This window comes from Nonomuraea sp. NPDC049784 (genome assembly GCF_040659615.1).
Taxonomy (GTDB): domain Bacteria; phylum Actinomycetota; class Actinomycetes; order Streptosporangiales; family Streptosporangiaceae; genus Nonomuraea.
This window is the reverse complement of sequence record NZ_JBFAMX010000293.1, coordinates 1-11902: the sequence shown is the minus strand read 5'-3', so window position 1 is coordinate 11902 and position 11902 is coordinate 1. Positions and strand designations below refer to the sequence as shown.

At 69.8% G+C, this 11902-nt stretch carries 10 protein-coding genes and 1 pseudogene; 6 read left to right on the top strand and 5 right to left on the bottom strand.

Annotated elements, in window-relative coordinates:
- Together AB0J09_RS39025 and AB0J09_RS39020 are read right to left on the bottom strand one after the other, a co-directional pair.
- On the bottom strand, window positions 1-672 hold a 672-nt coding region (locus tag AB0J09_RS39025), incomplete at its 3' end, for a sialidase family protein (RefSeq protein WP_360702423.1).
- A gap of 66 nt (window positions 673-738) precedes the next feature.
- Window positions 739-1857 (bottom strand): globin domain-containing protein, encoded by a 1119-nt coding sequence (locus tag AB0J09_RS39020; protein WP_360702421.1) that lies wholly within the window; start codon window positions 1855-1857, stop codon window positions 739-741.
- A gap of 292 nt (window positions 1858-2149) precedes the next feature.
- Between AB0J09_RS39020 and AB0J09_RS39015 the strand changes: the two are divergent.
- Window positions 2150-2404, top strand: a pseudogene (locus AB0J09_RS39015) (DsbA family protein); the annotation flags it as partial.
- Window positions 2405-2495: 91 nt separating this feature from the next.
- On the top strand, window positions 2496-2792 hold the full coding sequence (locus AB0J09_RS39010; protein ID WP_360702429.1) for a hypothetical protein: 297 nt from the start codon (window positions 2496-2498) through the stop codon (window positions 2790-2792).
- Between the two features lie 55 nt (window positions 2793-2847).
- On the opposite strand, the gene thyX is transcribed toward AB0J09_RS39010, so the two are convergent.
- The 3 genes from thyX to AB0J09_RS38995 all read right to left on the bottom strand — a co-directional run bounded on the left by thyX (window position 2848) and on the right by AB0J09_RS38995 (window position 7022).
- The gene (gene thyX, locus AB0J09_RS39005; protein WP_360702420.1) at window positions 2848-3582 is read right to left on the bottom strand and encodes an FAD-dependent thymidylate synthase; all 735 of its coding nucleotides are present in this window, start codon (window positions 3580-3582) and stop codon (window positions 2848-2850) included.
- Window positions 3583-3667: 85 nt separating this feature from the next.
- Complete coding sequence (locus AB0J09_RS39000) at window positions 3668-4822, bottom strand: amidohydrolase family protein (RefSeq protein WP_360702418.1); 1155 nt, start codon at window positions 4820-4822, stop codon at window positions 3668-3670.
- 61 nt (window positions 4823-4883) lie between these two features.
- Window positions 4884-7022: an anthranilate synthase component I gene (locus tag AB0J09_RS38995; RefSeq protein WP_360702426.1), complete on the bottom strand. Its 2139-nt coding sequence runs from the start codon at window positions 7020-7022 to the stop codon at window positions 4884-4886.
- A 249-nt stretch (window positions 7023-7271) separates the two neighbouring features.
- Between AB0J09_RS38995 and AB0J09_RS38990 the strand changes: the two genes are divergently transcribed.
- The 4 genes from AB0J09_RS38990 to AB0J09_RS38975 all read left to right on the top strand — a co-directional run.
- Window positions 7272-8462: a cytochrome P450 gene (locus AB0J09_RS38990; RefSeq protein WP_360702416.1), complete on the top strand. Its 1191-nt coding sequence runs from the start codon at window positions 7272-7274 to the stop codon at window positions 8460-8462.
- Window positions 8459-9280 carry an oxidoreductase gene (locus tag AB0J09_RS38985; RefSeq protein ID WP_360702415.1) on the top strand — a complete coding sequence of 274 codons (822 nt, stop codon included), beginning with the start codon at window positions 8459-8461 and terminating at the stop codon, window positions 9278-9280. The genes AB0J09_RS38990 and AB0J09_RS38985 overlap by 4 nt, the downstream gene beginning before the upstream one ends.
- Window positions 9277-9915 (top strand): TetR/AcrR family transcriptional regulator, encoded by a 639-nt coding sequence (locus tag AB0J09_RS38980; RefSeq protein ID WP_360702412.1) that lies wholly within the window; start codon window positions 9277-9279, stop codon window positions 9913-9915. The genes AB0J09_RS38985 and AB0J09_RS38980 overlap by 4 nt, the downstream gene beginning before the upstream one ends.
- Window positions 9916-10091: 176 nt before the next feature.
- The coding region (locus tag AB0J09_RS38975) for a S8 family serine peptidase (RefSeq protein WP_360702409.1) at window positions 10092-11902 on the top strand (1811 nt) is incomplete at its 3' end.

The following is an 11902-nucleotide window of genomic DNA, read 5'->3' as shown; positions in this document are numbered from 1 at the left end:
GCCGAGACCGGTCGCGGACGTGCCGGTCTCCTGCCAGGTCAGGCCGCCGTCGGAGGAGCGGGACACCTTGATCGCGTTGCCCGCGGCGACGTCGTCGTACACCGTGTAGCAGCGGCCGTAGAACGGGCTGCGCGGGGCGTTGTCGCAGACGATCCAGCTCTTGTCCAGGTCACCTCCGTTGGCGACGGCGGTCGTGACCGGCTCCTCCCAGGTCAGGCCGCCGTCTGTGGAGCGACTGGTGAGCACTGCCGCACCGGCTATGCCGCCCGTGTCGGTGAGCGCCAGCGAGGAGATCAGCCAGACGCCGTGCCTGGCGTCGAAGGCCACCGACGGGTCGCTGACCCGGTTGTAGGAACCGCCGCCGAACGTGGTGATCCCGGGCAGCACGCCCTTGGCCCACGTGGCGCCGTCGTCGGTGGAGGTCGCGAACGCGATGCCGGACGCCCCTCCGTCGAAGAACCGGCCCGCCTGCTGCGCGGCCACGATGGTCGTCCCCGAGTGGAAGGTGTCGGGGCCGGCCTGGGTGCCGTGCTGGCTGGTGGCGTTCGCGTACGAGTCGGCCCCGAGCTCCGTCAGCGGGACGGCCTCGGACGCCAGGGCGGGAACGGGGGTGAGGAGGAGCGTTACGATCAGCAGCCCGCCGATTCCTCGGCGCCTGGCGGGGGATGGCACAGTCCACCTCCACGTTGGCGTGTCATCCTCCACCTCTCATCTTTCGACCCGATATGTCAAGATCTGTCAGCGTTCGGCCTGGACGATGTCCCGGTGGATGCGCGACAGGGGCACGCCGTCGATCTGGAGGCGCCGGACCGTCTCGTTGACCATGGAGGCCGGGCCGCACACGTACACGTCGTGCTCGGCCCAGGAATGGAAGCGCTGCGTGACCTCGGGCAGGTGGCCCCGCATCCCGTCGTACGAGGGCTCGTCCGACACCACGGGCAGCACCCGCAGCCAGGGGAACGACGACTCCATCCTGATCAGGTCGGGCAGGTCGTACAGCTCCTCCGACGTGCGCGCGCCGTACAGCAGGTGGATGTTGGGCCGGCGGCCCGAGGCGATGATGTGCTCGATGATCGCCTTCAGCGGCGCCAGGCCGGTGCCGCCCGCCACGCACAGCACGTCACGCGAGCTGCGCTCGCACGGCGCCATCGTGCCCATCGGCGGGCCCAGCATGAGCGTGTCGCCGATGCGGGTGTGCCTGATGAGCGTGGTGGACACCCAGCCACCGGGGACGGAGCGGACGTGCAACCTGATCGTGTTGTCGGGGCGCGGCGCGTTCGCGATGGAGAAGTTCCGCCACACGCGGGGCCAGCGCGCGGTCTGCACGTTGACGTACTGTCCTGGCGTGTACGGGAGCCGCTGCGTGGCTCGCAGCGTGAGGACCGCGATGTCGCGATGGCGCTGCTCGTGGTCGATCACCTCGGCCAGCCACCAGGCGGGCGAGCCCCCCGAGTCCGACTCGGCCGACTCCATCATGAGCTTCGCGGCCGCCGTGTACGCCGCCACCCAGGCCGCCTCGATCTCGGCGTTCCAGATGTCGGCCGCGAAGCGGCGGATGGTGGCCAGCAGCGCGTTGCCGACCGCGGTGTAGTGCTCGGTGAGCACGCCGTACTTGCGATGGTCCCTGCCCAGCTGGCCCAGGTAGGCCGCGAGGCTGTCCGGGCTGTCCAGACTCCACACGATCCGGGTCAACGCGCTGAACAGACGGTCGCGCTGGACGTCCATGGCAGGCGGGAACATGCCGCGCAGGTGCGGGCTTTCGGCGAACAGCCGGCCGTAGAAGTAGGCCGTGGCCTTGTCGGCCTGCGGTTCGATGACGGAGAAACTCTCTTTTACGAGGCGCGGATTCAACGACATTTAACCAACCCCACCTAGGGACCGGAAAGGTATTCCGGTCGTGTCGTTCACCCCCTTGACGGCTCCGGGTCACGAGCGCCCGGTCCCTCCCCGGCACTCCGATGCGCTCGAAATTGAGTCTTACACCACCGATGACCCGTCACAACCGTTTCCCCCCAATACGGTGCGATGCGAGCTATCCGTAGTTGTTTCGTGATTCTCCGCACACGATTTTGGGACTATAAATACGAATAAAAATCACATTTACTGGTGCAGCCCGCTCTTTTAATGATCGTGATGCATTTGCGCGGCCATGATCTCCTGTGCGGAACGCGCGATCCAATCGACCAGCCCGCACAGGTGCGAGACCGCCTGCCTCGCGAGCCTGGCCTCCGAGGCGGGCCTGGACGCGCCGGCCGCTCGCGAGATGCTCGCCCGGGGCGACCTCGCCGACGCCGTCAGGGCGGACGAGCGGCGGGCAGGGGAGCTGGGCGTCTCAGGCGTGCCCACGTTCGTCTTCGGCGATCGTTACGCGGTCTCGGGCGCGCAGCCGGTGGAGACCTTCGCCCGGCTGCTGGACCGGGCGTGGCAGGCCGTCACAGGCAACGGTAACCGCTGGTTCCATTCCCGTCCTGTCGCGGCAGGCGTACCATCCGGCCATGGCAGTCCTCCATCCCAGGCGGGTAGCCTGGGAAGGCGCTCGGATCTTCGTCTCCGCCGCGAACACGGACGCCTACTGGTGGCTCAGCGACACGGTCGGCCACTATCTGGGGTTCATGTACCAGCTGCAGCTGTGCGAGACGCGGCTGCGGTTACAGGCGGAGGCGGAGGCTGACGCGATCTACGCGGAGGCGGGCGCGTGGCGCGCCCGCCTGGACGAGCTCCTCGACATCCACCCCGCCGCGGCCGCGATCCTCACTCAGATGATCTCCGAGACGACTTCCCGTCTCCCTTGACGCATGCGGCAGAGGCTCCCGCTGCCGTCAACGCTTCCAACCGTGGAGCGTGAGGTCAAGGGCAGACTCGCCCGTTGGCCTCGAATGCCTCATGAGTCAAGGGCATGAGCTCCGCCCACAACGCCTCCATCTTCTCAGCGACCATCTCGATCTCGCGCTGCGGGAACGACGGGAACGCGGAGTCCTCCCGCTTCACACGAAGCGACAGGAAGTTCATCAGGGCACGGGCGTTGCAGGTGGCGTACATCGAGGAATAGAGGCCCACAGGCAGCACCGTGCGGGCCACTTCGCGAGCCACCCCGGCCTCGAGCATCTCCAGATAGGCCCGATAGGACTGCCGGCAGCTTTCCTGGGTCGCCTCCGTGACCAGCTTGTGCTGCTCGGCTGTGCCGTCCTTGAACACGTACTTGCCGGGCTTTCCCTCTTGCACCAGCTTCCGGTCGGGTCCTGGCACATAGAAGACCGGCGTCAACTTCCGATACCTGCCGGACTCCTCGTTGTAGGAGAAGGTCCGGTGTCGCATGAACTCCCGGAAGACGAAGATCGGTGCGCTGACGTAGAAGGTCATGGAAGAGTGCTCGAACGGCGTGCCATGCCTGTCTCGCATCAAGAAGTTGATGAGGCCCTTGGAACGCTGGGGATCGGCTTCGACCTCCGCCAGAGAGCTCTCGCCCTTCGTGGAGACCCGTGCCGCCCACAGCACGTCCGCGTCCGACGCGGCAGCCTTCACCAGCTCCACGTCCACATCGCTGCGGAACGTGATCTCGGTCTCGGGTTCGGCATTGCCCATGGAGAGCCCCCGCTCAGGTTGGGTGTTGTGACGGCCTCAAGCAAACCAGGTCGGGCCACTCGGCGCGAGTCAGGGGTGACGAAGTTCAGAGGCGGTAGACGCGGCGGGCGTTGCCCGAGCCGATCATGTGGGCGACGCGGGCGGCGTCGGCGGGGCTCCACTCCCCCGACGCGAGCCGTGCCGAGAGTGCCGCGCCGAGCGCCCGACGGTAGTAGAGCGCGCCCAGGAAGGCCGTCTCGGCCACGTTGTGGCAGCCCGAGCTGAACAGCTGCTTGTGGAACGGCGCCAGCTCGAGCAGCTCGTCCACGACCTTGACCAAGGCGGCGGTGTGCGGGAGGGCGAGGCCGACGTCGACGTACACGTGCGGGAAGACGCCGGCGAGATAGGCGGCCTGCCGGTGGTACGGGTAGCAGTGCAGCAGGATGATCGGCACGCCGAGCGGCTGCAGCATCCTGGCGAACTCGCTCAGCCTGCCCGGATCGGTGCGGTGCAGGTCGAGGCCCGAGCCGCCGAAGCCCGTGTGGAACTGCACGGGGAGCCCGCGCTCCCTGGCGACGTCGACCGCGCACCACAGCAGGTAGCGGAGCATGACCTCGTCGGTCAGCGGCTGCTTCGGGTCCGACAGCCGCCGGTTGGCCGCCGCGATCACCGATCCCCTGCTGGGCCTGGCCGGGTCGAAGTCGAGGCCGCACAGCGCGCCGATGACGGTCTTGAGCCCGACCGCTCTGGCGGCCCTGGCGGCCAGCTCCTCGCCGAGGCCGTCCAGGTAGTCCGCGGCCAGCTGGGCCGTCTCGGCCACGTCCCGCTCGATCTGCTCGATCCGTACGAGCTCGTCGGCGGCGGCCCCGCCGTGGCGGCCCATCTCGGTGGCCGTCAGCAGCTCGACGTCGTCCGATGCCGTGTCCACTGCCGTGTCCACCAGGAACGCCACCACCCCGCCCCCCGCCAGCAGCCGCCGGTTGACCTCGGCCGCGCCCAGCTCCTCGCGGCGTGAGAGGTAGACGGCGGGCGGCGCGTGCGGCTCCAGGTCGAGCACCGGCGCGCACCAGCGGCGCAGGGCCGCGCCGAACGGCGTGTCGAAGTGGGTGGTGCCGGGCGGCGCCGGGCTGCCGCCCTCGTTGATGAGCAGCTCGAACTGGGCTCTGCTCAGGTCGTCTCGCCGCACCCCGTGACAGTGGTGGTCGACGAGCGGGGCGAGCAGCGCGTCACGCACCGTGCGGGGTAGATCTACGGGGAGCATGCGGAGACTCTAGGGGAGCTCCGCATGCTCCGGCGGCGGTTTTACCTACGGCTGGGACCGCTTACTTGCGGCACAGGCGGAGCACGTTCGCGATGATCTTCGCGCCCGCGCCGCCCTCCTGCGTGAGGATCGACTCGGGGTGGAACTGCACGCCGAAGCGCCGCCGCTCGACGTCCTCGATGGCCATGACGTTGCCGTCGGGCGTGAGCGCGGTCGCCGTGAAGCCGACGACGCCGGGCCGCTTGGCGTGCAGCGAGTGGTAGCGGGCCGCGGTGAACTCCTCCGGCAGCCCCTCCAGCAGCGCGCTGCCGGCGACCCGGGAGACCTGGCCGCGCTTGCCGTGCTCGGGGTAGTCCAGCAGCTCAAGCGTGCCGCCTGCCTGCTCGACCATGGCCTGCAGCCCCAGGCAGACGCCGAATACCGGCAGCTCGCGGGCGTAGATCTGGTCGAGCAGCGCCGAGATGCCGAAGTCGGACGGCCAGCCCGGCCCGGGCGAGAGCACCACCAGGTCGGGCGCGATGCCGTCGATCAGGTGGGGCGGGAAGCCGTGGCGCAGCGTCACCACGTCGGCGCCTTCCTGCCGGAAGTAGTCGGCCAGCGTGTTGACGAAGGAGTCCTCGTGGTCGACGAGCAGCACCTTCATGCCCTGGCCCGGCTGCGGCCTGGGCTCGGGGACCGGCACGGAGCCCGGGCTGTTGACCGCGGCCAGGGCGCCGAGCAGGGCGCTGGCCTTGAGCTCGGTCTCGCGCTCCTCCGACTCGGGGTCGGAGTCGAACAGCAGCGTGGCCCCGGCCCGCACAGTCGCCACGCCGTGCTTGATCTGCGCGGTACGCAGGGTCAGGCCGGTGTTCATGGAGCCGTCGAAGCCGATGAAGCCGATGGCGCCGCCGTACCACCTGCGGGTGGTGGCCTCGTGGTCCTCGATGAACTGCATGGCCCACGTCTTGGGCGCGCCGGTGACCGTGACGGCCCACATGTGGGTGAGGAACGCGTCGAGCGCGTCGAACTCGGGCCGCAGCCGCCCCTCGATGTGGTCGACGGTGTGGATCAGGCGGGAGTAGAGCTCGATCTGGCGGCGGCCGATGACCTTGACGGTGCCCGGGACGCAGATGCGCGACTTGTCGTTGCGGTCGACGTCGGTGCACATGGTCAGCTCCGACTCCTCCTTGACGCTGGACAGGAGGGTGCGGATCGCCTCGGCGTCCTCGACCGGGTTGCTGCCGCGGGCGATGGTGCCGGAGATGGGGCAGGTCTCGACGCGCTCGCCGGTGACCCTGACGTACATCTCGGGCGAGGCGCCGACCAGGTGCTCGCCCTCGCCGAGGCTGATGATGAACTCGTACGGCGCGGGGTTGCTGTGCCGCAGGCCGCGGTAGAAGGCGGCCGGGTCGGCGCAGGTGGCGTGGAAGACCTGGCCGGGCACGACCTCGAACAGGTCGCCGCGCTTGAACCGCTCCTTGGCTGCGGCGACGACCTTGGCGTACTCGCCCTTCTCCGGGTCCTTGGGCAACTCGCCGGGGGCGACGGCCTCGGCGGCGGCGCCGGTGCGCTCCAGGCCGCGGGTGGTGGCGCCGTCGACGGTGAACTCGTAGCGGTATTCGACGCTGGTCTCGCGCTGCCGGTCGATCACGACGAGCCGGTCGGGCAGGTGGAGGACGAGGTCTCGCTGGTCGTCGGGGCGGACGAGCTCCTGCCTGATGGGCTCGAACTGGAAGGCCAGGTCGTAGCCGAACGCGCCGTACAGGCCCAGGTGCGGGTCGTCGCCCTTGAAGGCGGCGATGACCTCGCGGATCGCGGTGAACACGGTGGGCCTTCTGCTGCGCATCTCCTCCGGCAGCAGGTCTCCTGGATCACTGCTCGGCTCCGGTACGTGCACCGCGATGTGGTCGGGGGTGGGCTCGGCGACCGGCTTGCCCGCGGCCAGCAGGCAGGAGGCGACGGCGGGCAGCACGACCCGGCCGCGTTCGTTGAGCGCGGTGGCCGAGATGGTGCGGCCCTTGGCGACCAGCTCCAGGCACGGATCGACGTAGCCGAACGCCCATCGACTGTAGCGGCCCGGGTAGTCCATGCCCGAGGAGAACGCACCGCCGCGCCTGGTCCCGAGGGCGGTCACGATCTCTTCCAGCGCGGCCTCGTCCACCTCGCGCGCTTCGCGCTCCACCCCGATGCCCCCGGCGGTGGTATATCCGCTCGTCTCCACGTCCTGCCCCTTCACCACGTCAAATGATCGAGCCCCGGGGGCGGACACGAGAAAGGCCGCCATCCGGGGCGGCCGTCCGTTCAGGAATGCGAAACACACGCCGCCTAGGAGCGGCGCCACCACTGAAGCCAGGCGTGAGTTCGCATGGACACAGGTTAACCGCCGGACCATGATCGCGCAACGCGAATCCCCCCGAGCCCGCGACTTTCAATACAGAGCTGTACTGTATTCATTGAAAGGAGATCCGAGATGACCGAGACCGAGGCGATCACCCTCCCCACCGATCGGCCCACCCCGTTCGACCCGCCCGACGACCTCGCCAAGCTGCGCGAGACCAGCCCCATAGCCCGCCTGGCCTACCCCGACGGCCACCGGGGCTGGCTCGTCACCAGCCACGCGCTGGTACGCGAGGTGCTGGCCGATCGGCGCTTCAGCGCCCGCTCCGAGCTGCGGCACATCCCCATCGCGAGTACGAGCACGGCCCAGCCCTCGCCTCCCGGGATGTTCGTCGGGATGGACCCGCCCGAGCACACCCGCTACCGCCACCTGCTCACCGGCGAGTTCACCGTGCGCAGGATGCGCCTGCTCGCCGAGCGCATAGAGGAGATCACCAAGGAGCAGCTGGACCTCATGGAGCGCCAGGGGCCGCCGGCCGACCTGGTGCAGACGTTCGCGGCGCCGATCCCGGCGGTGGTGATCTGCGAGCTGCTCGGCGTCCCTGACCAGGACAGGGCCCGCTTCATGGCCGAGGGCGTCAAGCTCATGCGGCCGGACCTCCCGCAGGAGGAGAAGATCTCCGCGTTCCTGGCGATGCAGGCGCACATGCGCGAGCTGGTGCCGGCCAAGCGGGCCGAGCCCACCGACGACATGCTGAGCGGCCTCACCAAGAGCGACCTGACAGACGAGGAACTGGCCAACATCGGGTTCATGCTGCTGGGCGCCGGCCTCGACACGACGGCGAACATGCTCGCGCTGGGCACGTTCGCGCTGCTGCGCCACCCCGACCAGCTGGCCGTCCTGCGCGACGAGCCGGAGCGGGCGGAGCAGGTGGTGGAGGAGCTGCTGCGCTACCTCAGCATCATCCCCTTCCTGGTGCGTACGGCGCTGGAGGACGTCGAGCTCGGCGGCGAGCTGGTCAGAAAGGGTGAGACGGTCACCGTCTCCATCCCGTCAGCCAACCGCGACCCGCGCCGCTTCCCCGACCCCGACGCCCTCGACCTGCGCCGGGACACCGGCGGGCACGTGGGCTTCGGCCACGGCGTGCACCAGTGCCTCGGCCAGCAGCTGGCCAGGGTGGAGATGCAGGCGGGCTATCCGGCGCTGTTCAGGAGGTTCCCGTCGCTGCGGCTGGCCGTCGAGCCGGGTGAGGTGCCGCTCCGTACGGACATGCTCATCTACGGGGTGCACAGCCTCCCCGTCACCTGGGATGTGGCGCGATGAACAGCAGGGTCTGCCTCGTCACGGGCGCGTCGTCCGGGATCGGCCGCGCCACCGCCCTGGAGCTGCTGCGCGCGGGCCACATCGTCTACGGCCTGGCGCGCCGGGTGGAGAAGATGGACGTCATCCGGTCCGCCGGCGGCCACCCGATCGGCGCGGACGTCACCAGCGACGCCGACCTCGACCGTGCCGTGCAGAGCATCCTCGACCAGCACCAGCGCATCGACGTGCTGGTGAACAACGCGGGCACCGCCGTGCACGGCGCCACCGAGGAGGTGCCGCTGGAGCGCGCCAGGCAGGTGTTCGAGGTCAACCTGTTCGGCCTGGCCCGGTTGACCCAGCTCGTGCTGCCGCGGATGCGCGAACGGCGTTCGGGCACGATCGTCAACATCTCCTCGATCGCCGGCGAGATCTCTCTCCCGATGGGCGCCTGGTACCACGCCTCCAAGCACGCGCTGGAGGCGTACTCGGACTCGCTCAGGCAGGAGGTCTCCCGGTTCGGCGTGCACGTGGTGGTGGTGCAGCCGGGGATCATCAAGACCGAGTTCGAGGGCGACACGCCGCGCCAGCTGCGGGAGATCTCCGGGCACGGGCCTTACGCGCAGGTCGCGGAGTGGATGGCGCGGCGGGCCGAGGAGGGGTTCGGGCCGGGCAGCAAGGCGTCCGACCCCCGCGTGGTGGGCCGGGCCGTCGCCCGGATCGTGGCCGCGCGCGACCCGAAGCCCCGCTACGCCGTCGGCTACCTGGCCGATCTGCTGCTGTGGGTCAATAGACTCCTGCCGGACCGCCTCTACGACAAGATGGTGACCCGCCAGGCATGATGACGACCGACGACCTCGGCATGACCGGCACGCGCGCACCGCGGCCGGCTGGACGGCCGCGCAGCCAGGAGGCCGATCTGGCCATCCTCACGGCCGCGCTCGACCTGCTCATCGAGTACGGCGTGGCCCAGACCAGCATCGAGCAGGTCGCCAGGCGGGCCGGCGTGACGAGGGCGACGGTCTACCGCAGGTACGCCGACAAGACCGCGCTGCTCGTACGGGCCCTGCAGTGGGCCAACCACGACAACGACCCCGATTTCATCGGCTGGCGCGACCTCGACCACATGTTCGGCGACTGGGCGGCGCATCTGTCCGAGCCGCGCAACCGGGTCCTGCTGCGCCGGGTCTTCGGCGCCGTCGACGACCATCCCGAGCTGATGAGGGCGTACCGGGAGGCCAACGCGGGGCGGCGGGCGGCGGTCGTGCGCGAGGCGCTCCGCCTGGCCCAGGACCGCGGGGAGCTCCCGGCGGACGCCGACGTCGACGTGGTGCAGGAGGTCCTGAGCAGCGCGGTGATGGGCCATCTCGGCGGGCATCCCGACGACGAGAGCGCCACGCAGATCAAGGCGTACTTCCTGGCGATCATGAAGCAGTTCGGCTATCGGCCGGCGACAAAGGGGTCCGAAAGTATCTAGCTTGGGCCTGGTCGGCCATGTGGCCCGTGTGGCGACATTTCAGCTGACCAGATTACATTTCCGCCAGTCACGTTACATTTCACGTCGCCTCTTGCTTTCCGGACAAGATCTCTTCACGCTTCTCGACAGAGGCGTAAAGATCACCTCGTGTCTCGAAAGTCTCGAAGGAGAGGCGCGTGCCCAAAACCCCCCGCTGGCGGTCGATCCTGACCGGGATCGTCGTCGTCGCAGGCTTATCCGTCCCGCAGGCCGCGGCCCACGCGGCGCCGGACCCCGCCAAAATAGACGCGACCGTCCAGGCGCGGCTGGCGCAGGACGACAAGGCCACTTTCTGGGTCCGGATGAAGGGCTCGGCCGACCTGAGCGGCGCCCGACGGGCCGTCACCAAGGACGCGAAGGCCGAGCAGGTCTTCGAGGCGAAGACCGAGCAGGCCAAGACCTCCCAGGAGGGCCTGCGCAAGCTGCTCGACTCCCGCCACGCGGACTACACCCCGTACTGGATCGTCAACGCGGTGCGGGTGACCGCGGGCGAGAAGCTGGCGGGCGAGATCGCCAACCTGCCCGAGGTCCAGAGCATCGAACCGGTCCGTACCTACGCGCTGCCCGACCCCGTTGCGGGCACGGCCGAGAACAAGGTCAACGCGGTCGAGTGGAACATCGACCGGATCAACGCACCGCGCGTCTGGAACGAGCTGGGCGACCGCGGAGAGGGCATCGTGGTCGCCCACATCGACACCGGCGCCCAGTTCGACCACCCCGAACTGGTCGCGGCCTACCGCGGCAGGAACCGGGACGGCACGTTCAGCCACGACTACAACTGGTTCGACCCGGCGCACATCTGCCCGACGGCCGCGCCGTGCGACAACAACGGCCACGGCACCCACACCATGGGCACGATGGTCGGCGCGAACGGCATCGGCGTCGCGCCCGGCGCCAAGTGGATCGCCGCCAAGGGCTGCGAGGTCAACACCTGCACCGACGCCTCCCTGCTCGCGGCCGGCCAGTGGATCCTGGCGCCCACGGACCTGAACGGCCGTAACCCGCGCCCCGACCTGGCGCCCGACATCGTCAACAACTCCTGGGGCGGCGATCCGGGCGACCCCTGGTACAAGGAGACGGTCGAGGCGTGGATCGCGGCCGGGATCTTCCCGGCGTTCGCCAACGGCAACGAGGGCCCCGCCTGCCGCACCAGCGGCTCGCCGGGCGACTACGCGATCAGCTACAGCGCGGGCGGCTTCGACGTCAACAACGCCCTGTACAACCGGTCGAGCAAGGGCGAGGGCGAGAACGGCGAGATCAAGCCGAACATCGCGGCCCCGGCCGTCAACGTGCGCTCCTCGACCCCCGGCAACACCTACAGCAGCTACACCGGCACGTCCATGGCCTCACCGCACGTGGCGGCCACGGTCGCGCTGATCTGGTCCAGCTCGCCGGGGCTGCAGGGCAATGTGACGGCCACCCGGCCGCTGCTCGACAGCACCGCGATCGACGTCAACGACACCAGCTGCGGCGGCACCGCGGCCGACAACAACGTCTGGGGCGAGGGCAGGCTCGACGCGTACGCCGCCGTACAGGCCGCGCCCCACGTCGGGCTCGGCGACCTGCGCGGCACGGTCACCGCGGGCGGCGCCCCCGTCGCCGGGGCGACGGTCACGATCTCCGGGCCGCTGAGCCGCGCCGTGACGACCGGCGATGACGGCACGTACGCCATCCCGCGCCTGCTGCCCGGCGACTACCAGGTCAGCGCCGAGAAGTTCGGCTACGACAAGGGCACGGGATCGGCCACGATCACGGCCGAGCAGTCCACGACCGCGGACGTGACCATGACCAGGCAGGCGGCGGGCGTGGTGTCCGGCACGGTCAGCACGGCGGGCACGCCGGAGGCGGGCGCGACGGTGGCGGCCACCGGCACGCCGGTCAGCGCGGTGACCGACGCGGCGGGCCGCTACAGCCTGACGCTGCCGGTCGGCGACTACGAGCTGACGGT